This is a genomic window from Actinomycetes bacterium (assembly GCA_035489715.1).
Lineage (GTDB): Bacteria > Actinomycetota > Actinomycetes > JACCUZ01 > JACCUZ01 > DATHAP01.
The window spans coordinates 1-26742 of record DATHAP010000127.1; the positions used below are offsets into that span (position 1 = coordinate 1).

Annotated in this window: 29 protein-coding genes and 1 pseudogene; 13 read left to right on the plus strand and 17 right to left on the minus strand. The window is 73.2% G+C overall.

All coding sequences use genetic code 11. The features are described 5' to 3' along the window. Positions 1–60: 60 nt before the first annotated feature. The 7 genes and pseudogenes from VK640_10025 to VK640_10055 all read left to right on the plus strand — a co-directional run bounded on the left by VK640_10025 (position 61) and on the right by VK640_10055 (position 4195). On the plus strand, positions 61–495 hold the full coding sequence (locus VK640_10025; GenBank protein HTE73520.1) for a hypothetical protein: 435 nt from the start codon (positions 61–63) through the stop codon (positions 493–495). Between the two features lie 14 nt (positions 496–509). Further along, positions 510–1376, plus strand: a pseudogene (locus VK640_10030) (APC family permease). Continuing rightward, on the plus strand, positions 1373–1513 hold the full coding sequence (locus VK640_10035; protein HTE73521.1) for a hypothetical protein: 141 nt from the start codon (positions 1373–1375) through the stop codon (positions 1511–1513). Before VK640_10030 ends, VK640_10035 begins: the two are co-directional and overlap by 4 nt. 80 nt (positions 1514–1593) lie before the next feature. Continuing rightward, a complete protein-coding gene (locus tag VK640_10040) occupies positions 1594–2523 on the plus strand; it encodes an aldose 1-epimerase family protein (protein HTE73522.1) in 930 nt (309 codons plus the stop codon). A 262-nt stretch (positions 2524–2785) separates the two neighbouring features. After that, a complete protein-coding gene (locus VK640_10045) occupies positions 2786–2989 on the plus strand; it encodes a cold-shock protein (GenBank protein ID HTE73523.1) in 204 nt (67 codons plus the stop codon). A 153-nt stretch (positions 2990–3142) separates the two neighbouring features. Continuing rightward, positions 3143–3367 (plus strand): hypothetical protein, encoded by a 225-nt coding sequence (locus VK640_10050; protein HTE73524.1) that lies wholly within the window; start codon positions 3143–3145, stop codon positions 3365–3367. A 30-nt stretch (positions 3368–3397) separates the two neighbouring features. Beyond that, positions 3398–4195 (plus strand): zinc finger domain-containing protein, encoded by a 798-nt coding sequence (locus VK640_10055; GenBank protein ID HTE73525.1) that lies wholly within the window; start codon positions 3398–3400, stop codon positions 4193–4195. Between the two features lie 21 nt (positions 4196–4216). Here the strand turns inward: VK640_10055 and VK640_10060 are convergent, their stop codons facing one another. The 5 genes from VK640_10060 to VK640_10080 form a co-directional block, all read right to left on the minus strand. Continuing rightward, on the minus strand, positions 4217–4702 hold the full coding sequence (locus VK640_10060) for a pyridoxamine 5'-phosphate oxidase family protein (protein HTE73526.1): 486 nt from the start codon (positions 4700–4702) through the stop codon (positions 4217–4219). Between the two features lie 127 nt (positions 4703–4829). Continuing rightward, complete coding sequence (crcB, locus tag VK640_10065) at positions 4830–5192, minus strand: fluoride efflux transporter CrcB (GenBank protein ID HTE73527.1); 363 nt, start codon at positions 5190–5192, stop codon at positions 4830–4832. After that, positions 5189–5716: a fluoride efflux transporter CrcB gene (crcB, locus tag VK640_10070; protein ID HTE73528.1), complete on the minus strand. Its 528-nt coding sequence runs from the start codon at positions 5714–5716 to the stop codon at positions 5189–5191. The genes crcB (VK640_10065) and crcB (VK640_10070) overlap by 4 nt, the downstream gene beginning before the upstream one ends. 55 nt (positions 5717–5771) lie before the next feature. Continuing rightward, positions 5772–6818 carry a ScyD/ScyE family protein gene (locus VK640_10075; protein ID HTE73529.1) on the minus strand — a complete coding sequence of 349 codons (1047 nt, stop codon included), beginning with the start codon at positions 6816–6818 and terminating at the stop codon, positions 5772–5774. A gap of 209 nt (positions 6819–7027) precedes the next feature. Further along, positions 7028–7531 carry a pyridoxamine 5'-phosphate oxidase family protein gene (locus VK640_10080; protein HTE73530.1) on the minus strand — a complete coding sequence of 168 codons (504 nt, stop codon included), beginning with the start codon at positions 7529–7531 and terminating at the stop codon, positions 7028–7030. Between the two features lie 17 nt (positions 7532–7548). Here VK640_10080 and VK640_10085 point away from each other — a divergent pair, with 17 nt between their 5' ends. Beyond that, the gene (locus tag VK640_10085; GenBank protein HTE73531.1) at positions 7549–9192 is read left to right on the plus strand and encodes an adenylate/guanylate cyclase domain-containing protein; all 1644 of its coding nucleotides are present in this window, start codon (positions 7549–7551) and stop codon (positions 9190–9192) included. 122 nt (positions 9193–9314) lie between these two features. Further along, positions 9315–9764, plus strand: a complete 450-nt coding sequence (locus tag VK640_10090; protein HTE73532.1) for a hypothetical protein — start codon at positions 9315–9317, stop codon at positions 9762–9764. A 128-nt stretch (positions 9765–9892) separates the two neighbouring features. Here the strand turns inward: VK640_10090 and VK640_10095 are convergent, their stop codons facing one another. Further along, entirely contained in the window at positions 9893–10672 is a 780-nt protein-coding gene (locus VK640_10095; GenBank protein HTE73533.1) for a GAF and ANTAR domain-containing protein, read from the minus strand. Between the two features lie 195 nt (positions 10673–10867). On the opposite strand from VK640_10095, the gene VK640_10100 reads away from it, so the two are divergent. The 3 genes from VK640_10100 (at position 10868) to VK640_10110 (ending at position 14572) form a co-directional block, all read left to right on the plus strand. Then, a complete protein-coding gene (locus tag VK640_10100; GenBank protein HTE73534.1) occupies positions 10868–12046 on the plus strand; it encodes a hemerythrin domain-containing protein in 1179 nt (392 codons plus the stop codon). 112 nt (positions 12047–12158) lie between these two features. Then, positions 12159–13622: an aldehyde dehydrogenase gene (locus VK640_10105; protein ID HTE73535.1), complete on the plus strand. Its 1464-nt coding sequence runs from the start codon at positions 12159–12161 to the stop codon at positions 13620–13622. Further along, a complete protein-coding gene (locus VK640_10110; protein ID HTE73536.1) occupies positions 13619–14572 on the plus strand; it encodes a UDP-glucuronic acid decarboxylase family protein in 954 nt (317 codons plus the stop codon). The genes VK640_10105 and VK640_10110 overlap by 4 nt, the downstream gene beginning before the upstream one ends. A gap of 28 nt (positions 14573–14600) precedes the next feature. Here the strand turns inward: VK640_10110 and VK640_10115 are convergent, their stop codons facing one another. From VK640_10115 to VK640_10160, 10 genes are all read right to left on the minus strand, one after another. Next, positions 14601–15488, minus strand: coding sequence for a glycosyltransferase family 9 protein (locus VK640_10115; GenBank protein ID HTE73537.1), 888 nt, complete (start codon positions 15486–15488; stop codon positions 14601–14603). Between the two features lie 44 nt (positions 15489–15532). Further along, positions 15533–16222: an SDR family oxidoreductase gene (locus VK640_10120; GenBank protein HTE73538.1), complete on the minus strand. Its 690-nt coding sequence runs from the start codon at positions 16220–16222 to the stop codon at positions 15533–15535. Further along, complete coding sequence (gene rfaE2 / locus VK640_10125; GenBank protein ID HTE73539.1) at positions 16219–17655, minus strand: D-glycero-beta-D-manno-heptose 1-phosphate adenylyltransferase; 1437 nt, start codon at positions 17653–17655, stop codon at positions 16219–16221. Before rfaE2 ends, VK640_10120 begins: the two co-directional genes overlap by 4 nt. Next, positions 17652–18374, minus strand: a complete 723-nt coding sequence (locus tag VK640_10130) for an SIS domain-containing protein (protein HTE73540.1) — start codon at positions 18372–18374, stop codon at positions 17652–17654. The genes rfaE2 and VK640_10130 overlap by 4 nt, the downstream gene beginning before the upstream one ends. After that, a complete protein-coding gene (locus VK640_10135; GenBank protein HTE73541.1) occupies positions 18272–19501 on the minus strand; it encodes a glycosyltransferase in 1230 nt (409 codons plus the stop codon). Before VK640_10135 ends, VK640_10130 begins: the two co-directional genes overlap by 103 nt. Then, positions 19501–20463 (minus strand): glycosyltransferase, encoded by a 963-nt coding sequence (locus tag VK640_10140; GenBank protein ID HTE73542.1) that lies wholly within the window; start codon positions 20461–20463, stop codon positions 19501–19503. The genes VK640_10135 and VK640_10140 overlap by 1 nt, the downstream gene beginning before the upstream one ends. After that, positions 20460–21482 carry a glycosyltransferase family 9 protein gene (locus VK640_10145; protein HTE73543.1) on the minus strand — a complete coding sequence of 341 codons (1023 nt, stop codon included), beginning with the start codon at positions 21480–21482 and terminating at the stop codon, positions 20460–20462. Before VK640_10145 ends, VK640_10140 begins: the two co-directional genes overlap by 4 nt. 20 nt (positions 21483–21502) lie before the next feature. After that, entirely contained in the window at positions 21503–23026 is a 1524-nt protein-coding gene (locus VK640_10150) for an HAD-IIIA family hydrolase (protein HTE73544.1), read from the minus strand. Further along, positions 23023–24660: a carbamoyltransferase C-terminal domain-containing protein gene (locus tag VK640_10155; GenBank protein HTE73545.1), complete on the minus strand. Its 1638-nt coding sequence runs from the start codon at positions 24658–24660 to the stop codon at positions 23023–23025. The genes VK640_10150 and VK640_10155 overlap by 4 nt, the downstream gene beginning before the upstream one ends. Positions 24661–24862: 202 nt before the next feature. Further along, the gene (locus VK640_10160) at positions 24863–25570 is read right to left on the minus strand and encodes a GAF and ANTAR domain-containing protein (protein HTE73546.1); all 708 of its coding nucleotides are present in this window, start codon (positions 25568–25570) and stop codon (positions 24863–24865) included. A 71-nt stretch (positions 25571–25641) separates the two neighbouring features. Here VK640_10160 and VK640_10165 point away from each other — a divergent pair, with 71 nt between their 5' ends. Next, a complete protein-coding gene (locus VK640_10165; GenBank protein HTE73547.1) occupies positions 25642–25803 on the plus strand; it encodes a hypothetical protein in 162 nt (53 codons plus the stop codon). 39 nt (positions 25804–25842) lie between these two features. Here the strand turns inward: VK640_10165 and VK640_10170 are convergent, their stop codons facing one another. Further along, entirely contained in the window at positions 25843–26532 is a 690-nt protein-coding gene (locus VK640_10170; GenBank protein HTE73548.1) for an alpha/beta fold hydrolase, read from the minus strand. Positions 26533–26742: the final 210 nt, after the last annotated feature.

The following is a 26742-nucleotide window of genomic DNA, read 5'->3' on the forward strand; positions in this document are numbered from 1 at the left end:
GGGCCCACGATGAGCCTTCTGGAGACAGAGGTCCGGGCCGCTCGACACGAGGGACGCGAGATGAGCACCGCGACAGCAGACCAGGCCCATGTGACGAACGAGCCCGAGCTACGCCGGGTGATGAGGCGCAAGCTCCTCCTGCTGTTCATCGTCGGCGACATCCTCGGCGCAGGGGTCTACGCCGTGACCGGCCAGATGGCGGGCATCGTCGGCGGCATCGTGTGGGTCCCCTTCGTGATCGCCTTCCTGGTCGCCCTGACCGCGATGTCCTACCTCGAGCTGATCACCAAGTACCCCCAGGCCGCCGGCGCCGCGCTCTACACGCACAAGGCCTTCGGCATCCACTTCGCGACCTTCCTGGTCGCCTTCGCGGCGGTCTGCTCCAGCATCACCAGCGCCTCGACGTCCTCGACCGTGCTCGCGCAGGACCTCACCGGCGGGCTGGTCGTCAACGGCTGGCTCGACGAAGCTCCAGCACCGGCATCATCATCCTGATCGCGATGGCGTTCATGGTCCTGCTGGCCCTGATCAACCTGCGCGGGGTCGGCGAGAGCGTGAAGCTCAACGTCATCCTGACGCTGGTCGAGATCACCGCGCTCGCCATCGTCATCGGCGTCGGGTTCTGGGCGATCGCGCAGGGGGACGGCGACCTCAGCCGCGTCACCACCTTCTCCTCGCCGGAGGACAAGGGCGTCTTCCTCGCCGTGACCGCGGCGACCGCCGTGGCGTTCTTCGCGATGGTCGGCTTCGAGGACTCCGTCAACATGGTCGAGGAGTGCCACGACCCGTAGCGGATCTTCCCGCGCACGATGCTGACCGGCCTCGGGATCACAGTGATCATCTACGTGCTGGTGGCCTTCGCGGTCGTCGCCGTGCTGACGCCCGACGAGCTGGCCAAGATCAACGAGTCGGAGGGCGCGGCGCTGCTCGAGGTCGTCAGCGCGGGGGCGCCCGACTTCCTCATCGACCGGGTGTTCCCCTTCCTCGCCGTCTTCGCGGTCGCCAACACGGCCCTGATCAACATGATGATGGCGAGCCGGCTGCTCTACGGCCTGGCCAAGCAGGAGGTCCGCCGCGGTCCCTGGCCAAGGTCTCGCCCAACAGCCGCGCCCCCTACGGCCGGCATCGCCTTCTCGACCGCCCTGGCGCTGGGCCTGACCTGGTACGTCTCGTCGCGCGCCGAGAGCGACATCGTCCTCAACGTGGCCAGCACCACGGCCCTGCTGCTGCTCATGGTCTTCGCGGTCGTCAGCATCGCGTGCCTCGTCCTGCGCGGCGACGGGCGCGAGTCTCGCTTCCGGACCCCGGGCCGACGCCGGCGCTGGCCGCGGCCCTCTGTCTCTTCCTGGCCGGCCCGTGGGTGGACCGCGACGTGATCGTCTGCCAGATCGCCGGCGGTCTCCTCGCGATCGGCGTCGTGCTGTGGGCGCTCACCTGGCTCACCAACCGGGGGATCCGCGCCAAGAAGACCGGCTTCCGCGACATCGAGCACATGGAGGACGAGGTCCGCTGAGGGCGGGCGGCCCCAGGAGGAGCGCCCGCCGGCCGGCCACGCGGTACGCTCCTCGGCGCCCGGCCGAGCGGAGGTCCCGGATGCCGTCGACGCGCACGTCGCCCACCGGCGCGCAGCACGTGCTGACGCGTGGCGAGCAGACCGCGGTGGTGACCGAGATGGGCGCGACGTTGCGCGACTACCGGGTGGACGACCGGCTGCTCGTCGACGGCTTCCCGGAGGACGCCCGGCCGGACGGGGGGCGCGGCCAGGTCCTGTCGCCGTGGCCCAACCGGGTTCGTGGCGGCCGCTATGCGTTCGACGGGGCGGAGCAGCAGCTCGCCGTCAGCGAGGTGGCGGCAGGCAACGCGATCCACGGGCTCGTCCGGTGGGTCGGCTGGGTGGTCGCCGAGCAGGGGGCCGACCGGGTGTCGCTGACGACGACCGTCTGGCCGCAGACCGGGTACCCGTGGCTGCTGCGGCTGGCAGCGACGTACACGCTCGACGACGACGGCCTGACGGTCGAGATCGCGGCGCGCAACGACGGCACCGGCGCTGCGCCCTACGGGGTCGGGCAGCACCCCTACCTGACCGCCGGGGTCCCGGCCGACCACACGGTGCTCACCCTCCCGGCGAGCCGGCGGCTGCTGACCGACGACCGGTCGCTTCCGGTGGGGTCCGAGGACGTCACCGGCACGCCCTACGACTTCCGCGCCGGCCGGGTGGTCGGCGACCTGCGGCTGGACGACGCCTACGTGGGTCTCGAGCCGGGGCCGGACGGACTGGTGCGGGTGCGGCTGACCGAGCCGCGCAGCCGGACCGGCGTCGAGCTCTGGGCCGACGCGGCCACCCGCTGCGTCCAGGTGTTCACCGGCGACACCCTGCCGGACGCGGCGCGCCGCCGCGAAGGCATCGCGGTCGAGCCGATGAGCTGTCCCGCCGACGCCTTCAACAGCGGGACCGACCTGGTCGTCCTCGAGCCCGGCGACACCCACCGGCTGCGCTGGGGGCTGCGCGTCGTCCACGGGTGACCGCCGGTCGAGGCCGGGTCGGTCAAGGCCCGGTCATCCGGCCCGGGGCGGCATGGACATTCCCGGCAGGGATGTCCTAGCGTGTGCCCCGGTTGGAAGTTGTGAGTGCCTCTGAGTCGTGAACGCCCGGCCGTCCAACGGTCGGGCGTGATTGGTGAGACGGCCCTGACCCCGTGTCGGGACCTGAAGAGGGAACGCGATCTGACGACCCGGGCGCCGCGCGGTGCGGCGACCGAAACTCGTTTCCTCCGAAGGAGAGACAGTGCCCCAGGGAACCGTCAAGTGGTTCAACGCCGAGAAGGGCTTCGGCTTCATCGCCCAGGACGGCGGCGGCCCCGACGTCTTCGTGCACTTCTCGGCCATCCAGGCCGACGGCTACCGCTCGCTGGACGAGAACCAGCGCGTGGAGTTCGAGGTCACCCAGGGCCAGCGCGGCCCGCAGGCCGACCAGGTGCGCCCCGTCTGACACCGGCTCGCCCGGTCGAGCGCCCGGTCCCCCTCGGGGGGCCGGGCGCTCGCCTTTTGCCGCGGCTTTGCGGCCGCTGTCTCAAGCCGAGGGACTAGTCCTGTCGACACCATGGGTGTAGTCCCGTGGCACCCGTAGACCGGAGGCCGGACCATGAGCACCACGACATGCACCACGACCGGCACCACGACCGGCAGCACGACCGGCACCACGACCGGCACCGCCGTGCTCGACCTCGCCGACACGGTCGTCATGACCCTGCTGCACGAGCACGTGCCGCTCGCCCTGCTCTGTGACCTGACCCTGATCGACGGGCCGACGTCCGCGGCGATCCTGGCCGCCGAGGGCGAGCCCGAGACGCGGTGGTGGGAGAGCTAGACCCGCACGGCGCCCGGCTACCGTGTGCCGGTGCCCGAGGGTCATACCGTCCACCGCAACGCGCGCGAGCACCTCGCGCGATTCGGCGGCACCGCGGTGCACGTGACCAGCCCGCAGGGCCGCTTCGTCGACGGTGCCGCCCTCCTGTCCGGCCGTCCGCTGTGCACCGCCGAGGCCTACGGCAAGCACCTGTTCCTCGGCTTCCCGGACCAGCGGTGGCTCCACGTCCACCTGGGGCTCTACGGCCACTGGACGTTCGGTACGTCGCCCGCGCCCGTCCCCAGGGGTGCGCTGCGGGTGCGCCTCGAGGGCAACGGCTCCTTCGCCGACCTGCGCGGCCCGACCGCCTGCGAGGTGTGGACGCCGGTGGAGAAGGCGGTGCTAGAGGCCCGGCTGGGCCCGGACCCGCTGCGCCCCCGGCCACGCGGCGACGACGCGTGGGACCGTCTGTCGCGCAGCCGCAGCGCCGTCGGCCAGCTGCTGATGGACCAGGCGGTCGTCGCAGGCGTCGGCAACGTCTACCGGGCCGAGGTGCTCTTCCGCGCCGCGGTGTCACCCTTCCGCCCCGGGAGCCTCGTCACGCGGCCGGAGTGGGACGCCATGTGGGTCGACCTGGTCACCCTGATGAAGGCCGGGCTGCGCGCCGGCCGCATCGTCACGACCCGTCCGGCGCACCGGGACCGGCCGGCCGGCCGGATCCGGCGGGACGACGCCCACTACGTCTACCGGCGCACCGGGCTGCCCTGCCGGGTGTGCCGGACCCCGGTGGCCACCGCGGTGATGGCCGGCCGCAACCTGTTCTGGTGCCCGCGCTGCCAGGCGGCCTGATCCGCCGCGCGCGGAGCTGGCTCAGGTAGCCGGCGCTGACCCGGTGCCGGGCGGGTCGATCGCCCGACCGGTCACCTGCTCGGCCCGGATCCGCACCCAGAACGTCGGCTCGGTAGTCCTGGCCCAGCCGCGGAGCGGGAGGCGGTCCAGCCGGTCGGACTCCTGCTCGTCGTAGACCACGTCAGCGACGCCGTTGACGAGGACGCTCCAGCCGAGGCGCTGCTCGTCGTCGAAGCCGTCGACCTCGAAGGCGACCGTGCCGGCGTGCTGGGCGTGCTCCAGCTTGGACCCCCAGGTCGACCGGAACACCACGTCCAGGCCATCGAGGGCGTAGTTGACCGGGAAGATCACCGGCTCGCCCTCGTGCAGGAAGGCGATCCGGCCGACGAGGGTCCCGCGCAGGTGGCGCATGCACTCGTCGAGCGTGAGCACCCGGAGTCCTCGGTGGTCGTGAGGACCGGCCTCGTCGTCCCGGTGAGCGGTCTCGTCGCCCAGGTGAGCAGCCATGACGCACCTCCTCCGAACCAGTGCGTCCAGAGTCGTCCCGGGCGGCGGGCAGGGGCAGGGCACAAGGTCCCGCCTGCACCGGGCCGCTGCGGGACCAACGGCCCGCCTGCATCAGCCACCGACCGGGTCAGACGAGGGCGGCTGCCACCCACCAGCCGAGCGCGCAGGCGGCGAGCGAGAGGCACACGCCGAGCACGACGTTGGCGACGGCGGCCTTCACCCACCCGTCCTGCGCCAGCCGCACCGTCTCGAAGCCGAACGTCGAGAACGAGGTGAGCGCACCGCAGAAGCCGGTGCCGACGAGGGCCAGCGCCCACGAGTGGCCCGGCAGGGCGCCCGCTGCGACCCCCAGCACGAGGGAGCCGCTGACGTTGACGACCAGGGTCCCCCACGGCAGCACCGAGTCGTGCCGAGACTGCACGAGCAGGTCGGTGACGTAGCGCAACGGCGCACCGACGGCGGCCCCGAGCAGCACCAGGGCCACGGTCACGGCGCCGCCCGGTGCGTCGGCCGCCGGCGCCGGACCAGTCCCTCACCGGCGGCCATGCCGGCCACCACGGCCAGCAGGCCCGCGCCGAGACTTGCCACGACGTAGAGCACCGAGGTCGGTGCGGCACCCGCCGCGACGAGGTCACGGCTCTCGAGGGCGTACGTCGAGAAGGTGGTGAAGCCGCCGAGCAGGCCCACCCCGAGCAGCGGGCGCACGTAGCGCGACCGCGGCCACCAGGCGGCGATCACCACCATCAGCGCGCCGATCGCGAGGCAACCGCTGACGTTGACGAGGAAGGTGGCCCAGGGAAAGCCCTCCCGGTCACGCGGCAGCAGCTCCTCGGCGCCGTGCCGCAGCACTGCGCCGGCCGCGCCGCCGAGCGCGATCACGGCCAGGACGTCGGTGCGCGACCCCAGCACCTCGGCGAGCTGCGCACCGAGCCCGTGCCGGCCGGCGAGCCGCTCCGACCCGAGCACGTCGGGGTCGACCGGCAACGGCTCGTGGCGCGCCGCCGGGTCCTCCATGCCGTCCACCGGCATGGAGACTAGCGACCTCGGCAGCGCGCCAGTGGGTGAGCCGCTAGGGCGTGACCTTCCGGACGTAGCCGGGCCCCTCGAGACCGCCGGCGACGTACAGCTTTCCCTTGTACCACTCGATGGCAGCGGGCTGCTCCGCGGCGAAAACCTTCTTCGCCATGCCGTCCTTGATGGTGGAGACCCGGCCACCGAACAGCTCGGTGACGTAGACCTTGCCCTTGGGCGAGACGGCCAGGTCGGTCGCCCCGGCGAAGCCCTTGCCGATCAGCGTCGCCTCACCGGTGTCCGGGTCGACGGTGTAGACCCGGCCACGGGCACCCAGGCTCGGGTCCTCCGGGCCACCGGGCAGCACGGACACGTAGAGCATCCCGCCGTGGACCTCGACGTCGGTCGGCACCGGCTCGAACCAGAAGTTGTGGCCGACGGTGCAGCCCGGCAGGCCGAACTGCCCCGCGAGGGCTTTGCTGACGCGAACGGGCTGACCGGGCAGCGTCGCGATCTCGGTGCGGAAGCCGCTCGGGCTGACGGTGATGATGTCGTTCCCCGCGGCGTCGGCGACGACCGCCGTGCCGTCGGCCATCATGGCGGTGGCGTACGGGTGCGAGTCGACGATGCCCTTGTACGACGCGCCGCCCACCTCATCCGGGACCTTCTTGGCGCACGTGGCGCTGATGTCGCGGAAGTTGTAGGTGACGTGGCCGTCCGGGTTGAACCGCTTCTCGAAGCCGCGCAGGTCGGCCCGGGTCGTCACGGTGCCGTCGGACGCGCGGTGCTTGAGCTTGGCGAACTTGCCGTCGGCGTTCTTGCCGGTGACCGCGAACAGAGTGCCCGGCCCGGCGGCCTGCACGGCGCCGATCTCGACCTTCGGCTTGCGCTGGTAGAGGGTTTTGCCGCCGCTGCCGTCGGTGCCGTAACGGCTGAGCATCCCCCCGAAGGACTGGGCGACGTAGATCTTGCCGTCGTCGACCGAGATCGCCAGCGGCCCGGCGAGCCCCTGGATCAGCGGGCCGGCCGCATGGGCCGGCGTGGCAGCCATCCCGGCGGCCAGAGCGGCCGCGGCGAGCGCGGCGAGCATCGAGCGTGAACGCATGAACAGGTCCCTCCCATGGACGATGGACGCGCGCGGCCGGACCGTGCGCTCTCGCACTCTGGTCCGCCAAGATCACGGCGACAAGAGCGTTGGCCTCATTGACGGGGACTCGTCCGGCGTACTAGGCCCGAGACCGGGAGGAAGTGGGTCATCCCGACGGGCCGGGTCAGCCGGACCGAGCGGCCGGCAGCGCCGTACGGCGACCGGTCTCAGCCCAGCCGGACGGTCACCCGGCGGTCGATGCCGGACCCCCACACCGGGTGGCTGCCGCGGACGTGCACCTGCGCGGTCTCGACGACGGCCAGGTAGAGCCGGAGGTCGGCGTCCCCGGACAGCTCCTCCGGCGTGAAGGGTCGCGCTCCCCCACTCAGCCGGGCGAACGCGGCGGCGCAGGCGTCGACGAGCTCGTCCGACGCGACCTCGGCAGCGGTCGCGGTGACGTAGACCGCTTCGGTCTCCTGCGTGGGCCTCGACGAGTCGAAGACCACGATCCCGACCCGGCTGTCCGCCGCTACGTTGCCGGAGTGCGTCGACGCCGGTGACGACACCCAGTAGAGGTGGCGGTAGCCGTCGTGGGTGAAGTAGACCGGCGACACCCGTGGTCGGCCGTCGCGCTCGCTCGTGCCGAGGACCAGGTAGCGGTTGGCGTCGAGGACGCCGTGCGCCATGGCCCGAAGCGCAGGGTCGTCCGGACGCGGGTCGGCCGCTGTCACCGCCTTATCATCGGCGCATGGCGTCCCGCGGGTCCATGACGGGACCACCGTCGCCTGTCTGGTGGCTGGTCCTGGCGCTCCCGATGGCCGGCCTGGCCCTCCTGCTCGCCGTGCCGTCGTCCGACGGGCACTGGGAGCACCATCCCTCGCACTTCTGGCTGGTGTCCGGCGTCGCTCTGCTGAACGTCGTCCTCGGTCTGGTCGTGAGCGAGGTAGCGCGGCGCAGCCTGGACGAGCGGCTCTTCCTCGTCTCCATGGTCCTGCTCACCAGTGCAGCCTTCCTCGGCCTGCACGCGCTGGCCACGCCCGGCGTGCTGCTCCGCGGAGCCAACGCCGGCTTCGTCCTGGCCACGCCGGTCGGGCTGCTCCTTGCGTCGGTCTTCGCCGCGCTGTCGTCGCTCGAGGTGGACGCCCACGCCGACACCGTGCGCCGGCTGGAGACGCCCATGCGGGTCGGGCTGGTCGTCGTGCTCGGGGGGTGGGCGGTCGCCTCGATGGCCGGCGTCCCCCCGCTCGACCGGGTCATCGAGTCGGAGCGGGCGCCGTGGCTGCTGGTGCTCGTCCCGTTCGGCGTGGCGGCGTACGCCTTCGCGGCCTGGCGCTACCTGCGGCTCTACCGCGCGCGCCGCCGTCCGCTGCCCCTCGCCGTGGCGGTTGGGTTCGTGCTGCTCGCCGAGGCGCTGGTCGCGATGGCGTTCGGCCGGGCCTGGCGGGCGTCGTGGTGGGAGTGGCACGTCCTGATGGCAGTGGCATTCGCCACGATCCTGGTCGCCGCCCGGCACGAGTACCGCACTGCGCACTCGGTGTCGGGAGCCTTCGGGGGCATGTACCTGGAGCGCACGCTGGAGCGGCTGGACCGGCGTCAGTCGGTCGCGATGGCCGAGCTGGTCCGCGCCGACGCCACAGGCACCGTCGCCGAGGCCGCCGAGCTGCTGCGTTCGCGCGGATTCCCCGCCGACCAGGTCGCGGTGATGACCGACTCGGCGCGTGAGCTCGCCCGGATGGACCGGCTGCTGCGTCAGTACGTCGGGCCGCACCTGGCCGACCGCCTCGACGAGGATCCGGCGCTGGCCCGGCTCGGCGGGCGGGAGCAGGAGGTCTCCGTGCTGTTCGCGGACCTCGCCGGCTTCACGACGTTCGCCGGGGGCCGGCCGGCCACCGAGGTGATCGACATGCTCAACGCCTACTGGGGCTCGGTGGTCCCCGTCGTGGTGGACCGTGAGGGCGGACTGATCGAGCGGTTCGCCGGCGACGCGATCCTGGCCGTCTTCAACGCCTTGGGTGACCATCCCGACCACGCGGCGCGAGCGGTGCGCGCCGCCGTCGCCGTCCGGGACCACTCCTCCGACGTGCGGACCTCGAAGGAGTGGCCCCGGTTCCGTGTGGGCGTGAACACCGGGGTGGCGGTGATCGGGAACGTCGGCGCCGGTGCGCAGCGCTCTTTCGCCGTGATCGGCGACACCACCAACGTCGCCGCCCGCCTGCAGGGTCTCTCCCGGCCGGGCCGCATCACCGTCTCGGGCCGGACCGTGCGCGAGGCGGGCTCCGGGACCGGTCTCGCTCTCGACGTGCGCCCTCTCGGGCCCACCGACCTCAAGGGGAAGTCGGAGCCGGTGGAGGCCTTCGAGCTCCTCTCGGTGACCTCCGACACCCCGCGCTGAGGCGGCACGCCGAGCCGGGAAGCGGTCAGGAATCGAGAAGCCCCGGGGTCCCGGCGGACCTAGCGTTGGCTGCAGATGGCCCGGCGCCCCGCCAGGCCGCAGCGTCGAGAGGCAGCCCGCACATGCCCACGAAGACCGCCACGACAGCGTCCGACGGCTTCACCGCCCAGGAGCGAGCCGCGATGAAGGAGCGCGCCGCGGAGCTGCGCGCCGAAGGCAAGAAGGGCGCCAAGAAGGCCGACGGGCTCCAGGCGGTCCTCGACAAGATCGCCGACATGGCGCCGGAGGACCGCGCACTCGCCGAGCGCGTGCACGTCGCCGTGACGGCCAACGCGCCGCAGCTGTCGCCCAAGACGTGGTACGGGATGCCCGCCTACGCCAACAAGGACGACAAGATCGTCATCTTCTTCCAGGACTCCGGGAAGTTCGGCTACCGCTACTCGACGCTCGGCTTCCAGGACACCGCCAACCTCGACGACGGCGACCTGTGGGCCGTGTCGTACGCCCTCAAGCGGTGGGGTCCCGCGGTGGAGAAGAAGGTCGTCGCCCTCGTGAAGGCGGCCGTCTCCTGACCCACCGGCCCCGCGGGGTCTTGGCGGACCGGCGCCTTGGCGGCTCGTTGCTTGGGCCGCTTCGGCCAAGCTCCCTAAGGGGTTGGGACGAGGCGGCGGCCCTCCGTCTTGAGCCGCCGCCCCTACCGCTAGTCGGCGTCCGGGCGCCCAAGAGCGGTGCTGGGGGGTGCTGGCCGCGGGACGGCCTTGGTGCCGGGCGTGACCGGCTGCTCTCCGGCCGCGATGCGTCTGGCCAGGTCGCGGAGCTTGACGTTCATCCGTTGCGAGGCCTGGGAGAGCATGGAGAAGGCCTCGTCGCTGCTGACGCTGCCCTGCGACTTGATGATGCCGATGGCTTCGCCGATGACCTGCCGGGACTCGATGGCGGCCCGTAGGTGCGCCTGCTGCCGGGAGGCGTCCACGACGACGGCGCCCAGCGAGGCGAGCAGGATCGCCAGCATCTGGTCCTCGTCGGTGAAGGAGTTCTCCTTGGTGGAGTAGAGGTTCATCCCGCCCAGCGTGTGGTTCGGTGCGGCGTCCAGGGTCAGCCGGCAGCTCACCATGCTGCCGACGCCGACCTCGTCGGCCATCCGGGCGCCGGACCTGGGCCAGCGCAGGTCGCTGCGCAGGACGGGTACGTAGAGCCACCGCTCCTGCATCGCGGCGTCCAGGCACGGACCTTCGTGCTCCTCGTACTGGATCTGGTCCCCGTCGCGGGCCAGCAGGTCGGTCGCCGCCCGGGTGACCGCACCGTCGGGTGTGAGCAGGCTCAGGCTGGCGGAGTCGCAGCCCCGGATGGCGTCCCGAGCGGTCTCGGTGATCCGCTGCATGCTGTCGTCGGGGTCCTCCGATGACTGCACGTGCTGGGCGATCTCGCTGAACGCCTCGATCAGTGAGGGGGTGGGGTGGGCAGCACCGGAATGAGGCATGACGCGACGCTTCTCTCAGGGAGGTAGACGTCGAGCCTGTGACGGAAGGCTGTTCCAGCCACCACACGAAGGGCGCCCGCGGACTTCTCACTCTAGACCACACCCGCCGCAAGGGGGCGCTGCAGGTTTCACTGCCGGGCGGGCGGGGACCCGCCTGGTCACCCGAGCGCAGCAGGAGGACAGGAGGAGACGTCGATGACGACCAAGGTCAAGGACGAGGTCACGGTAGAGGTCCCGGTCAACCTGGCCTACAACCAGTGGACGCAGTTCGAGGAGTTCCCACGATTCATGGACGGAGTCGTGTCGGTCGACCAGGTCACCGACTCACGGCTGCACTGGGTGGCGGAGGTTGCCGGCGTCCGGCGCGAGTGGGACGCGGAGATCCTCGAGCAGCTGCCTGACCGGAAGGTCGCCTGGGCGGCCACCGAGGGCGCCACGAACGCCGGTGCCGTCTACTTCGAGTCGGTGGACCCCGGGCGGACCCTGGTCCGCCTCGAGCTCGAGTACGAGCCGGAAGGCCTGGTCGAGAAGGCGGGTGACGCCCTCGGGCTGGTCAAGCGGCAGGCCAAGGAGGACCTGTCCCGCTTCAAGTCCTTCATCGAGAGCCTGGACGTTCCCACGGGCGCCTGGCGCGGCGACGTGCGCCCCGGCGCGGCTGTCGGGACGCCAGGGACGGCGGAGGCCGCCAGCTCGAGGGGCGACGCGGGCAAGGCCGGCGTGTCGCCGACCGTCGTGGCAGGCGCTGCAGTGGCGGGGGCCGCCGCCGTCGCGACCGGGTTCGCCGCGACCAGGTCGGGGGGCGACCGTGAAGGGACCGAAAGCGCTCGCGACGTGGTGGACGTCCTCACCAGCGACCACGCCGAGATCACGGCGCTGCTCGCGGTCATCAGCAACGAGGCCGACCCGCAGCGTGCACGGGATCTTGCCGACACCGTGGTGGCCGAGCTCGTGCGGCACTCCGTCTCCGAGGAGATGCACGTGTACCCGGCCATGCGGAAGCACCTCCCCGACGGGGACAAGGCGGTGGAGCACGACATCGAGGAGCACAAGGAGATCGAGTCGCTGCTCAAGGAGCTGGAGAAGGCGGATGCAGCCGGCAGCGACTTCCGCGACGTCGTCCGGAGGCTTACGGACGTCCTTGACGACCATGTCGCCGACGAGGAGCAGGAGCAGTTCCCTCAGCTGCGGGCCCGGATCCCCGCAGCCGAGCTGGTCGAGATCGGCGCCAAGGTGGAGCGTGCCCAGCGGCTCGCTCCCACCAGGCCGCACCCCAACGCGCCGAACGCCAAGCCCTTCCACCTGCTCGTCGGCCCCGGCGTGGGGCTCGTCGACCGCCTCCGCGACCGGCTCACCGGCCGCGCCGAGAACACCTAGCACCGGTTGGAGATCGACGCCCTCCCCTGACCCCGCCAGGAGAACCGTCTCGTCGTCCGCGCATCGAGCCGGCGCACGGGGGTAGGGCGTCCTCGACGGCTTACCCGACGGGATGGAGCGGCTCGTGGTCCAGCAGGCGCGGCACCGCACCGAGGACCCGACGGCGGACCGCCGGTCTGGACCCGGGCCGCGGGAGGTCGTCGACATCCACGACCCGGCCACCGGCCGCGCCGTCGGGCAGGTCGCGGTCGCCTCGCCCGGGGACGTCGCCAACGCGGTGCAGGCGGCCAGGGAGGCAGGCAGCGGATGGGCGCGCCGTGCGCCCGGTGACCGTGCCGAGCTGGTCGGTGCAGTCGCGGCACGAATACTCGAGCACGGCGACGCCCTCACTCGGTCGACGACGGCGGAGATGGGACGGCCTGCCGAGCTCGCGCGCGGCGGGGTGCAGGCCGCGGCGGCAGCGGTCCGGCAGTATGCCGAGCTGGCGCCGCTGCACCGTGGCCGGTCGCTCCAGGGAGCCTGGGACGCGGTCGACCTCATGCTCCCCCAGCCACGCGGCGTCGTCGCGGTCATCACACCGTGGAACGACCCGGTGGCCGTGCCGGCCGCCCTGCTCGCCGCCGCGCTGCTCACCGGCAACACGGTCGTCTTCAAGCCCTCCGAGCGGTCGCCGCTGACCGGGGAGAAGCTCGCCCGCCTCTTCGCCGAGGACCTGCCGGACGGCGTCCTCACGGTGGTCCAGGGTGACGGCCAGGTGGGCGCCGCGGTCGTCGACGCCGGGGTCGACGTCGTGGTGCACGTAGGGTCCACGGCGGCCGGCCGGGCGATCGCCGCGGCCGCAGCGGCCACCGGGGCAAAGGTCGTGCTGGAGAACGGCGGCAACGACCCGCTCCTGGTGGACGAGGACGTCGACCCGGTGTGGGCCGCCGGCCAGGCGGCGCTGGGCGGGTTCATCAACTCCGGCCAGCTGTGCACGGCCGTAGAGCGGGTGTACGTCCACGAGTCGGTCATCGACGAGTTCGTCGCGGCGTTGGTCAAGGAGGCGGAGTCGCTGGTCATGGGCCCCGGTGAGGACCCGGCGACGACACTCGGTCCCCTCGTCGACGAGCGGGCCCGCCGCGCCGTCCACACCCAGGTTCGGGAGGCCCAGGAGGCCGGCGCCAGCACCTGGACCGGCGGCTTCGTGCCGGAAGGAGCAGGCAGCTTCTACCCGGCCACGGTGCTGACCGACGTCCCGCCAGGGGTCGCCGTGCTCGCGGACGAGACCTTCGGCCCCGTGCTGCCCGTGGTCGCAGTTCCCTCGTTCGAGGCCGGCCTGTCAGCCGCGGCGTCGTCGCCGTACGGCCTCGCCGCCACCGTCCTGACGGCGGACATGGACCACGCCCAGGAGGCGTGGCGGAAGCTGCCGGTCGGCACGGTCAAGGTCAACGCCGTGTTCGGCGGTGCGCCGGGCGGTGCTGCCCAGCCGCGCGGCTGGAGCGGCGAGGGATTCGGCTACGGCCCCGAGCTGCTCGACGAGCTGACCGCCACCAAGGTCGTGCACCTCGGCCGCGCCACCCGCCGAGGCGAGCGGTGAGCCGCGAGGTCCGGCGCGCGGTCGTCACCGGCGGGGCCGGCTTCCTGGGGTCGCACCTGTGCAGCCGGCTGGTCGAGGAGGATGTGGAGGTCGTCTGCCTGGACAACCTGCTGACCGGCGACCCGGCCAACCTCGCGCACCTGCAGGGTGACGACCGCTTCCGCTTCGTGCGCTGCGACGTCACCGACTTCGTCCACGTGCCCGGCCAGGTGGACCTGGTGCTGCACTTCGCCTCCCCCGCGTCGCCGGTGGACTACCTCAAACTGCCCATCGAGACGCTGAAGGTCGGCAGCCTCGGCACCCTCCACGCGCTCGGTCTCGCGCTGGAGAAGGAGGCCCGCTTCGTGCTCGCCTCGACGTCCGAGGTCTACGGGGACCCGCAGGTCCACCCGCAGCCCGAGTCGTACTGGGGCCACGTCAACCCGGTCGGCCCCCGCGGCGTGTACGACGAGGCCAAGCGGTTCGCGGAAGCCATGGTCACCGCCTACCGCACCAGCCGCGGCGTCGACACCGGCATCGTCCGCATCTTCAACACCTACGGCCCGCGGATGCGCCCGGACGACGGCAGGGCCATCCCCGCCTTCCTGTGCCAGGCGCTGACCGGGCAGCCGCTGACCGTGGCCGGTGACGGCAGCCAGACCCGGTCCATCTGCTACGTCGACGACCTGGTGACCGGCATCGTCGCTCTCGCCCGCAGCGAGCTGTCCGGACCGGTCAACATCGGCAACCCGGACGAGATGAGCATGCTCGAGCTGGCCCGCCGCATCATCGAGCTCACCGATTCGTCGTCCGACATCGTCTTCGTCGATCGGCCGGTCGACGACCCAGGCGTGCGCAGGCCGGACACGACGCTGGCCCGGGAGCGCCTCGGCTGGGAGCCGGCGGTGCCATGGCAGGAGGGACTCCGGCGCACGGCCGAGTGGTTCGCCGCCGCGACCGCCGCGGCCTGAGCCGTCTCATCCGAAAGGCTGCGCGGCCTCATACCCGGGCGGCCGCCGCGGCGAGCGTGACCACCTCGTCCGGCTCGATCGCGAGCAGGGCCGGGTCCGCCTCCGGGTGCCACACGACGCGGTGCTGCGTCCGGTCCACAGGGGGGCCCCACAGGTCCGGTGACATCGGACCGAAGAGGAGCACAGACGGTGTGCCGAAGGCTGTCGCCAGGTGCGCGACGCCCGTGTCGCCGCAGACGACCAGTCTCGCCCCGGCGACGAGCGCCGCCAGCTCTGCGAGCTCCAGCCGACCGCCGAGCGCGGCCGCGTCCGGGAGGTCGGCGGCGGCGGCCACCGCCTCGGTCAGGTCCCGCTCGCCGGCACTGCCCGTGACGACGACCCGGTGCCCCTCGTCTGCCAGGTGCCGCACCACCTCCGCGAAGCGCTCGGCAGGCCAGCGCCGCGACGGGTGGGCGGCGCCGGGGTGGACAACGGTCGCCCCCGGATCCACCGACGGGGACTCGGGTGGCGGCAGGTCGAGGTCCGTCGGGTCGGCGGCGATGCCCGACTCCTCCAGGAGCCGGCACCAACGGCTGACTTCGTGCTCGTCCGGGCGCCAGTCCGGGCCCTCGACCAGTGGGTCGACGCACCGGAAGGCGACGAGCTCATCGGCAGCCAGCGCCAGCAGAGCGCGATGGCTCTGCGGCCCTCGCCCGTGCAGGTTGACGACCACGTCGGGGCGGCTCTCCGACCGCGGCGTCGTGAGCTCCGGCGTCGGCACCAGGCGGTCGACCGCGCCGGTGAGCGCGGCCAGCGGCTCCAGGACCGCCGGTGCGGCGAGCTCGACCCTGGCGTCGGGGTAGGCCCGGCGCACCGCCCGGTAGGCCGGCACGCCGGTGAGGAAGTCGCCCAGGCCCAGCGCGCGGTAGACCAGCACCGAGCGAGGGTCCGCCCCGGGTGCCCCGCGGTTCGGCCGCCGGGTCACGGCCAGGACGACTCTTCGGACGAGGTCACGACCAGCTCGCGGATCTCGCACCCGGGGGGCTGGGTCAGGGCGAAGAGGATGGTCGAGGCCACGTCCTCCGGCCGGTTGAGCTTGGCGTCCGGACCGGGGCGGTACTGCTCGGTCCGGTCGTCGAAGAAGGCGGTGTGCATGCCACCAGGCACGAGCAGCGTCACACCCACCTGGCCCTTGAGCTCCGCGGTCAGGGCGCGGGTGAAGCCGACGACCCCGAACTTCGCGGCGCAGTAGGCCGTCGCGTCGGAGACCGCCTTGACGCCGAGAGTCGACGCAACCGTCACGACCGTCCCTGCGGAACGCTGGAGGTGCGGGAGAGCCGCCCGCACCACGGAGACGGTCCCGAGGAGGTTGACCGAGACCACCCGCTCCCACTCCTCCGCCGGCACGTCGGCGAGCGTGCCGCACCGGTCGATGCCCGCCGCTGTCACGACACCATCGATCTGTCCGGCCCGGTCGGCGAGCTCCGAGACGGCAGCCTCGACGGCCGGCCGGTCGGCCAGGTCGACCACCACGTGCGCGACCTCCGACGGCGGAGGCACCCGGTCCAGCACCAGTGGTCGTCCTCCGGCGCCCTGCACCGCCTGCACGGTGGCTGCGCCGAGGCCGGAGGACCCTCCGGTCACCAGCACGGTCCCAGGTCGTCCCGTCACGAGTGCTCCTTCGCTGTTGCGGCGTGGGTCAAGTTTCGGCTGCTGGTCCGAGCCGCACCGATCAGGGACGAGGTGGAGCGACCGTCGAGGTAGGGCAGGATCACCGTCTGCCCGCCCCAGGACGCCACGACCGCTGCCTCGGGCAGGTCGGTCAGGGCGTAGTCGCCGCCCTTCACCCAGACGTCCGGCCGGACCCGCCGGAGCGCCTCGTCCGGCGTGCTCTCGTCGAAGACGACGACCTGGTCGACACAGCCCAGGGCCTCGAGGACGCGCGCGCGGTCACTCTCGGGCACCAAGGGACGCCCTGGCCCTTTCAGGCGGGCCACCGAGTCGTCGGAGTTCAGGCAGACGACGAGGGCGTCACCCAGGCTTCGCGCGGCTGAGAGCAGCGAGACGTGGCCGGCGTGGAGGAGGTCGAAGCACCCTCCGGTCGCCACCACGAGACCGCCGGCGTCCCGGACCTGGTCCACCGTCGGTGCGGCTGTCCCGGCCGGGACGACGTCGGTCGTGACACCTCCGACAGAGGCCGTGGTCACGAAGCACTCGGCCCCACCTCCGGCGACGAAGGCGCCAGCGGAGCGCACCGCCTCCTGCACGGCGTCGGAGACGACCGAGCCGGCACCCAGCGCGGCGGTGACGGAGGCGGCGAAGCGGTCACCGGCACCGCAGGGATCGCCGCGCTCCACCGTTTCCGCGGGCACGATCAGGGGGGCACCGGAGCCGTAGCCGACCAGGGCACCCCGCGCACCGAGCGTCACGCAGACCGCCGCCGCCTGCCACCGGCGTCGCAGCAGCTCGGCGTCGCGGCCCGCGGCAGCGAGCGGGCTGGTGTCGGCGCTGACGGCCGCGGCCAGGGCGGCCGCCTCCTGGCTGTTCGGCGTCACCAGCCGGCAGCCGGGCACCGGCTCGGCGCCGCGGACGTGGGGATCCCAGACCACGGGTCGGTCCTTGGCCGCGGCGGCGACCGCGTCGCGGACCTCGGGCGATGCCAGGACCCCACCCCCGTAGTCCGAGACCAGCACGGCGTCGCAGTCACTCAGCGCGGAGCGGGCACTGTCGGGCATGCCCTCCGGCGGGGTCGCCGTGCCGCTGTCCAGGCGGACCAGGGACTGTCCCGAGACTCGCACCCGCATCTTCTCCCGGGTGCAGCCCGAGGTCGGCAGGGCGACCAGCTCGACCCCGCGACGCCGGAGCACGTCGGCGACCGTCCGGCCCACCGGGTCGTCCCCGACAGTGGCGAGCAGCCGCACCCGGTGGCCGTCGGCCGCCAGCAGGGCGGCTGCCAGACCGGCACCGCCCGGGCGGAGCACCTCGTCGATGACGTCCACCACCGGTGCCGGGGCGTCGGGACACACCCGGTCCACCGTGCCGACGACGTCGCGGTCGAGCAGCACGTCACCCACGACGGTCAGCCGGAGGCGTGGATGCGTCACGCCACCACCTCCCGGGACCGGAGGTCGAGTACGTCGCGCGGGCACACTCCGAGGCCGACGTCGAGGGCGGCGCACACCAGGTGCAGCGCGACGAGGTGCACCTCCTGCACCGTGGCCGTGCTGTCGGCGTCGACGGCGAGCACGTCGTCACACACGTCTGCCAACGGGTTGGGTGCCGGACCGGTCATGCCCCAGACGGTGAGTCCGGCGCGGCGGCCGGCGCAGGCTGCCTGCACGACGTTCGGCGACCGCCCGCTCGTCGACATCACCACGAGCACGTCCCGGGGTCGGCCGTGCGCGAGCACCTGGCGCGCGTACAGCTCGTCCGGCCCGAAGTCGTTGACGATCGCGGTCAGTGACGAGGTCTCCGCGTGCAGGGCGATGGCGGAGAGCGGCCTACGGTCGTCCCGGTAGCGGCCCACCAGCTCCGCCGTCAGGTGCTGCGCCTGGGCGGCGCTGCCGCCGTTGCCGGCAGCGAGCAGCCGGCCGCCTGCCGGCAGCCGTTGCGCCAGGTGTCGGCCCCAGCGCTCTGTCGTGTCCGACATGGAATCACCACACCTGGCGAGCGCGGCGCACAGCGACTCCACGTGGCGGGCGCCGGTCGGCATCTCGCGGTTCACCGGGCCACCGCCAGGTGGTCGGTGCCGGCAGCGGATTCCGCCCGCTCGTCCGCGACCCGGTCGTACACGCGCTCGGTGTCTGTGGCGACCCGGTCCCATCCGTAGCGGACCCGCACCCGGTCGGCGGCGGCGAAGCCGAAGCCCTGCAGCTGCACCTGGTCCGCGAGCAGCGGCCGCAGCGCCGCCGCGAGCAGGTCCGGGCGACGCGGTGGCACGAGGATGCCGGTGACCCCGTCGACGACCGTGTCGGTCAGGCCGCCCACGGCGGACGCGACGACCGGCCGTCCGCACGCCATCGCCTCCAGCGGAGTGATCCCGAACGGCTCGTACCACGGCACCGTGACCACGGCGTCGGCCGAGCGCAGCAACGCCGGCACGTCCTCGCGCAGCACCCGGCCCAGGAACTCGACCCGGTCGGCCACGCCGTGCTCCCGCGCGACGGCACGCAGCCGACGTACGTCGGGATCGGCGTCGACGTCCGCCGGGTCGGGCCCGCCTGCGACGACGAGCTCGGTGCCGCCGACCGCGGCCAGTGCCTCGATGACCGTCTGGACGCCCTTCCGCTCGACCAGCCGTCCGATGGTCACCAGCCGGCGCAGTCCGCTGCGCGGCAACGCCGGGCCGTGCTCGGTGAAGAGAGCCAGGTCCACGCCGCAGGGCACCACCTCGACGGACTCGCGACGGACGCCCATCCGCGCCAGCTCGTCCACCTCGTCGGCGCAGGTGGCCACGACACGGTCGACGCTGCGGCCGACGGCCGCCTCCAGTCGCAGTCGCTGCGCCGGACTGGTGTCGGCCGCTCCCTGGTGCCTGCGCTTGACCGTGCCCAGCGCATGGAAGGTCTGCACGACCGGCAGGTCCAGGTCGCGGGCACCGACCAGTGCAGCCAGCCCGCTCATCCAGAAGTGCCCGTGGACGACGTCGGGGCGGTGCTCGGCCCAGGTGTCAGCCAGCGCCCGGCCGAGCTCGGGGACGAAGGGCAGCAGGTCGTCCTTCGCGACCGGCTCCGGGGGCCCCGCCGGTACGTGGTCCACCACCACACCGTCGGCGAGGCGGACCCGCCGGGGGACGCGCGGGTCGTCCCGCCGGGTGTGCACCACCACGTCGTGCCCTCGGGCCGCCAGTGCGGTGGCGAGCGCCGCCACGTGCACGTTCTGGCCTCCGGCGTCGACGCCGCCGACGACGGCGAGCGGGTTGGCGTGCTCGGACACCATCGAGATCCGCATCACGTCACCTCCTTGAGAAGTTGGTCCCAGTCGTCGAGGAAGCGACCGAGGCCGTAGCGGTCGAGTGCAGCGCGCCGTGCTGCGAGCCCGGTCTCCCGGGCGAGCGCATGGTCGTTGACGAGCTCCCGCAGGGCAGCGCGGAGCACACCGACCCTGGTCGAGACCACACCTGCGCCAGGCGGCACGGCCTCGGCTGCCTCGGTGGCCGCGAGCGCGACGACCGGCATCCCGAGGTGCATGGCCTCGATCAGGGAGAGCCCCAGAGATGTCCAGCGCAGAGGGTGCAGGTACACCCGCCGACGCGCCATCTCCTCGTGCAGCCGTGCCTGCGGTGGGTCGTCGTGCTCCGTCAGGAGCTCCGGGCTCAGCCCGAGGTGCTCGCCCAGGCCGCGCACGCCCATGCCGAAGACGTCCAGCGGCACCTCTGTCGCGAAGTGTGGCAGCAGGTCCGTGCCGGTGACCCGCCCGCGGCGGACCGGCTCGTTGACGGCGACGGCGGCGCGGGGCAGCTCGCCGGTCCAGCGCAGCCCCGGGTCGACCACTCCGTGCTCGATCACGGTGGTGGGCGCCCGCCCGCTGTCCCAGAAGACCTCGTTGAAGTTCGTGACGTGCGCGAGCACCACGTCGGAGCGGTCGGCCAGCGGGTGCGTGGCGTCCGCCACGTCGCCACGAGGCGTGTTGTGCTCCACCCAGATCGCCGGCAGGTCGGCTCCCGGCTCTCGGCGCAGGTGCGCTCTGGCCAGCTCGAGGTCGCGCGGCCGCTGCAGCAGCACGACGTCCGGCTCCGCATCCGCCAGCTGCTCGAGGGGCACCTCGGTCACCGAGTCCGGCCAGTCGTACGTCCGGGCCCGGCCGAGCCCGTCGGCGTCCCGGGCCGGGTTGACCGGCACCAGGTAGTGGTGCGCACCCTGCACGAAGGCCGTGGTCCACGAGCCGTGCACGTGCCAGAGGAGGACTCTCATGCGACGTCCTCCTCCAGCCCGTGCAGCGCCCGCACCACGTCGTCCGCGCTGACCCGGGTGAGACAGGGGTGGCCGGGGACCGGGCAGCTGGTCGCCCGGCTGCCGCGGCACGGGGCCTCCTGGTCACCGAGCAGCTGGAGCCGCACGCCGTAGGGAGCCCAGCGGGCCGCGGGCACGGTCGGCGCGAACAGCGACACGACTGGAGTCCCCACCGCGGCCGCCAGGTGCGCCGGCCCTGTGTTGGCGACCACGACGGAGGCGGCACGGTCCAGCACGCCCGCGAGCTGCGGCATCGTCGTCCGTCCGCCGAGGTCGCGGGCGTCGTTGCCGTCGCAGACCTCGGAGGTCAGGTCGCACTCGTGTTGACCGCCGGTGACGACGACCCGGAGCCCGCACGAGACGAGCGCTCGCGCAGTCTGCGCCCATCGGTCGGCCGGCCAGGCGCGCGCCGGCACGGAGGCACCGGGGTGCAGGACGACGTAGCCGCTCGGGCCGGCGAGCGGGGTGGTGTCCGGCAGCGGCCGTCGCACGGCCAGTCGACCGTCGTCCGAGTCGGGAAGGACGAATCCCGCGGATGCGGCGACCGTGAGGCCGCGGACCGGCTCCGGGACGTCGCCCGGGTCGACGACGCGCGTGTCCAGCAGCGCGCCGGGATAGTCGTCGCTGATCGCGGTCACCCGGCCGACCCCGGCCAGCCGGAGCAGCAACGCCGTCGGCAGCGCCGACTGGTGGAAGGACGTGAGGACTACCGCCTCGTCGACGGCGGCCGCCCGCACCCGCTGCACCAGCAGGTCGAGGTGCTGCTGCGTGACCCGCGGGGCTGGTGCCGGCTCGATCCAGGGTGCCGACCACTCGATGACGTCCGCGACGCCCGGCAGCAGGCCGGCCGCCTGCCGTCCTCGAGGTCCCACGAGCAGCACGACGTCGGCGGCTGTGGCGACCGCCCGGACCGCGGGCCCGGCCAGCAGCACGTCGCCGTCCGCGTCGAGCCGGACGACGAGCACCCGGCGTCGTGGCATAACAGTCGGCTCGCCGCGCGTCACCGGGCACCGCCCAGAGCGATCTCCACGGCGGTGGTCAGGTCATGCGCGACGAGCGGTGCAGCAGCGACCTCGTCCGGCTGGGTGGCGTGGTTGGGGACGAGGATGCCCCGGGCACCTGCCCCGAGCGCCGCGTGCACGTCGGCGGCGATGTCCCCGATGACGACGACCTCACGTGCCGGGACACCCAGCTGCCGGGCGGCCTGGAGGACCATGCCCGGTGCGGGCTTGCGGCACCGGCACCGGTCCTCGTCGACGTGCGGGCAGAGCGCCCAGACGTCGAACCCTCCGAAGATCTCGTCGACCCGCCGGTTCACCCGCCGCACCTGCTCTTGGCTGAGCAACCCCCGTCCGATCCCCGACTGGTTGGTGACCACGCCGGTCCGCACTCCCCGGGCCCGCAGCCGGTCGACCGCTTGCAGCGCACCAGCGACCGGCCGGACCAGGTCCGGGTCGGCGTTGTATGGCTCGTCGTGCACGAGGGTCCCGTCCCGGTCGAAGAGCACGGCGCTCACCGGCACCTCGGCCGTCCACGCCCCGGCGCCCCGGTGCCGCCACCACCCGCGCAGCCAGTGCCAGGTGGCCACGGGCGGGATGGCGACACTCGTCAGCAGCATGGTCGTGACCTCGTCGCGGTCCCGCGGCCCCGGGGCGATCCGCTCCCAGGCGAACAGCCCGGTCCCTGCCAGCCAGCCCGCAGCCAGCACCACCGCCGCGCCGCGCCGACCGGCGAGCCGGGCTGCGACCGCGCCGACGGCAGCCGCGGTGACGGCGCCGTGCCGGCCACGACGACCGGTGCCCGCGTGCGCGGCCTGCCGCCAGCGCGGTCCGTGCAGCCGTCGCATCAGCGGGTCGTCGCCGTTGCCGGCCTGGACCCGGACGCTCACCCAGCGGTCCGCACGACGCACCGGGTGGATCGTCGTCCGGTCGCCGCGAACCAGCCGGCCACCTCCTGCCTTCACCCGGAGGGCGAGGTCGGCGTCCTCCCGGAAGGCGCGCGGGAACCGCTCGTCCAGGCCGCCGACCCGCTCCAGCGCGTCGCGCCGGTAGGCCATGTCTGCGGTGATCCACCAGCCTCGCTGGAGCCCCCTCGTCCCCCGCTCCCAGTCGGTGGGCCGGCGACCGACCGGAAGCGGCACGGTGAGCCGGGCCTGCACCCCGACCACCTCCGGCGGCTGCGACAGGTCCTCGACGAGGCGCACGGCCCAGTCGCGCGGTAGCACCACGTCGTCGTCCAGGAAGACGACCCAGGGGCACTGGCTGCGCACCGTGCGCCAGCCGACGTTGCGGGCAGCCGCCGGCCCGCGCCGGCCGCTGGACAGCACGCGCAGCCGGTCGGCCAGCCGGTCCGGCACAGGTGGCAGCGGAGCCGGCGTCGCCCGGTCGTCGACGACCACCAGCTCGCTCGGCAGTGGGCCCCCCGTGGCGGCGAGCGAGTCGAGGAGCACCCCGAGGCTCGGTCGCCCGACGGTGGGCACCACGACGGCGTAGTCGCCGGCCCGCCAGGTGTTCAGGCTGCTCACGGCCACTGCCCACGCCGTACGAGGAACGGGCCAATCGCCAGCGCGTCGACCGGGGCGGAGCCGAAGCACTCCAGCGCGTCCCGTGGGTCGTCCACCATCGGCCGACCCGCGGTGTTCAAGCTGGTGTTGACCACCACCGGCAGACCGGTGCGCGCCTCGAACCGCTCGAGCATCCGCGCGACGAGCGGCTCGTCGGCGCGGTCGACGCTCTGGATCCGAGCCGTCCCGTCCACGTGGACCACAGCGGGGATCCGTTCGCGCCAGGACGCGGCTACGTCGTGCACGAAGAGCATGTACGGCGACGGCACCGGGCCGCGGCCGAAGATGTCGCGGGCGCGCTCGGCCAGCACCATCGGCGCCACCGGCCGGAACTGCTCCCGGCCCTTGACGTCGTTCATCCGCTCGAGGTTGGCCGGGAAGCCCGGGTGCGCCAGCAGAGAGCGGTGCCCGAGAGCGCGCGGCCCGTACTCGCTGCGGCCCTGGAACCACGCCACGATGCCGTTGTCCGCCAGCAGCTCGGCCACGGCGTCGGCGATGTCCACCGGGCGCTCGTAGGGCACCTTCGCGGTCGTGAGCCAGGTCTCGACCTCGGCGTCGGTCCAGCCCCGCCCCAGGTCCGCGCCCGGCATGGGCCCGACCGGGTCACCGGCGCCCGCGGCGACGTGCAGTGCGCCACCGAGAGCGGTCCCCGCGTCGCCGGCCGCAGGCTGCACCCACACCTGGTCGAACGGTCCTTCGGCCGCGATCCGGGTGTTGGCGACGCAGTTGAGGGCGACGCCGCCCGCGAGGGTGAGGGCGGTCCCGCCGGTCTGCTGGTGCAGCCAGCGGACGAGGTCGAGGAGCACCTCCTCGAGCCGGCGCTGGACGCTGGCCGCGAGGTCGGCGTGGTCCTGCGTCCAGTCGTCGCCCGGGCCCAGTCGCTTCGCCAGCGACCCCCAGTCGACCGGGTCGGTGTGGAAGCCGCCGTCGCCGGTGGCGCGGACCGGGTCCGTGAGCTCGGCGAGGAAACGCGGCTGGCCGTACGAGGCCATCGCCATGACCTTGTACTCGTCGCTGGACCGCAGGAACCCGAGATGCTCCGTCACGTCCTCGTAGAGCAGCCCCAGCGAGTGGGGCAGTGCCTGGCTGGCGAGCACCTCAAGCTCACCTGCGGCGTACCGACCCGCCAGGTGGCTGACGGCCTCGCCGCGTCCGTCCAGCACGAGCACGCTGGAGTCGCGCACGGGCGCCGCCAGGCCGGCGGAGGCGGCATGGGCGACGTGGTGCGGCACGAACTGCACCGCGCCGGGGTCCAGGCCCGGCATCCCGGCCGCCAGGAAGCCGGGCGCCTTCTCCGCATAGGTCAGCCGGAGGTGGTCCCACGGGTCGTCGAGACCCTGCTCCGACGCCGGCCGGGCCAGCCGGGGGTCGAAGGAGTAGGCGACGGCATCGAGGTCCTCCGGGCGCAACCCGGCGGTCTCGAGGCACCACCGTGCCGACAGCTCCGGGAGCTCCCAGGCGGCGAAGGGGACCGGGCGCTTGCCGTGCTTGCGCCGGCTGAAGCGCTCCTCCTCGGCGGCGGCGACGACCTCACCGTCGACGACCAGCGCCACGGCAGGGTCGTGGAACAGGGCGTTGACTCCGAGCACGCGCACGCGACGTCTCCTCAGGCATCTGGGCCAGGTGACGCCGGCTTTTTGCAGCGTTACTGGAAGCGGTATCCGGTCGAGCGCGGGACAAACGCTGCTCACCGAATCGCTTCGACTACTTCCCGTAGCGGCTCTGTCACACCGCGGGCCTGTGGCGTCCCGACGGACGTAGGCAGGAGCCGGCCATGCGAAGACCGGGCGAGCCCTGCTAGTCGGCCGAGCCACCGCCTTCCATCGACATCACGATGTCGGCGACTGTCTCCTTGGGGACGCCCGCCAGCTCCCCGGCGCGCTCGAGCTGGGCTCTGGCACTCTCGCGGGTCCAGCCACGGCGGCCCATCATCACGCCGACGGCGAGGTCGAGGGTCTCGCGGGCGGCGAGCCGCTCCGGCAGCTCCCGGGCGAGCTGGCGGGTCCGGAACCCGAGATCGGCATTCCTCACCACCTCAGCGAGGTCCGCTCCGAAGCCCACCTCGATGAACCGCTGGTCGGCGAACGCGTCCGTTTCGGAGGCGTAGAGGTTCATCCCGCCCACCACCACGTCGTCGACGTCCCGGATCGGGAACGACAGTGACGAGCGGATGCCGTGGGCGGCCGCCGCCTGGGCGAAGTATTGCCACCGGCCCTCGTCCAGCAAGTCGGGCACCTCGACCTTCTCCGGCCGCTCGACGGCCTCGACGCACGGCCCGCCGTCGAGGTTCTGCACGGCGTCCAGCTCGGCGGTCTCCAGCGACGTCGCGGTCACCGTGTAGGGATCACCGTCGATGAGCAAGGTGATGCTCACACCTACGCACGAGGGGACCAGCGCCTGCGCCACATCGGCGACCGCCCTCAGGTAGGCGCCGACGTCACGGTCTCGGTCCAGCAGCGCGGACAGCCGCGCGAGATGCGAGCGGATCTCCGGGACGGGCTGCATGCCGAGGCCCTACCCGCGACGGCACCGGGAAATGCCGCTTGAGCCCCCCGGCAACGGGTAGCCGCGTCGTCATGACACCAGAGGACGAGTACCACGACCAGGACGCCGAACCGACCGGGACGGCGGGAGGGGGCCGGCCGCAGGACCAGCCCACCCCGTCCGAGCCGGGCGAGCCGGACACGAACGTCGAGGCGGAGAAGGGGGCCGACGAGGACGCCCGGCTCACCGACTGACGACGTGCAGGTGCTCCTCCGGGAAGGCAGAGCGACTCGTCACCGGAGCTCGGCGACCACCCTGGCGAAGGCCTCCGGCGTGGCGTGCGGGGCACTGTGTCCCACTCCCGGCATCACGACCGGAGGTGCCGGCGGCCTCGTCAACGATGCCTGCCACTCCTCGTCGGAGAGCGTGTCGTGCTCACCGACCACGACCGTCACCGGCACCCGAACCGCCGCCACCGTCTCTTCGAGCCGGTCCCGCAACGACTGCCGAAGGACGAGCGCCACCCTGCGCGGGCCGACCCGCAGCCACTCCGGTATCTCTCGCGCGGCCAGACCCGGGTGTTCGCGAGGGAAGTCGAGCAGCCAACGTCCGAGGCTGCGAGACACCGTGCGCAGCCCCGGGTCGAAGACCGGACCTTGCAGCACCAGGGCACGCACCCGGTCAGGGGCACGCGCCGCGACGTGCGCGGCGAGCTGCGCACCCACCGACTGCCCGACGAGCAGGACGTCGGTCAGATCGCGTCGGTCCAGCCAGACCTCGACGTAGACCGCCAGTGCCGCCAGGTCGGCCGGCTCAGGTCGCGGCCGGCCGCTGCGCGGCCAGCCAGGTGGCTCGACCAGCTCCACGTGGAAGCCCTGGCGTGCCAGTGCGTCGCACGCTGGCCAGAGGTACGAGGCGACACATAGACCCGGCACGACCACGACCTGGTCGCCGTGCTCGGGCCCCACCTCGTATGACGCCATCCGCACGCCGCAGACCCAGACGTCTCTGCGCGATCCGTCCACCTACGTCCGCCTACCCGGTGCGCAGCGAGGGACTCGGACGGTCCCCATGGCTGCCGTTCGGCCGACCCGTCGCCCGGGATAGTGCAGTATGCTGCACTGTCCAGCGCAGTAGCGGGAGGGCCGGATGACGCAAGCATTGGCGGTCAACGAGCTGATCGGTGGGCGGGT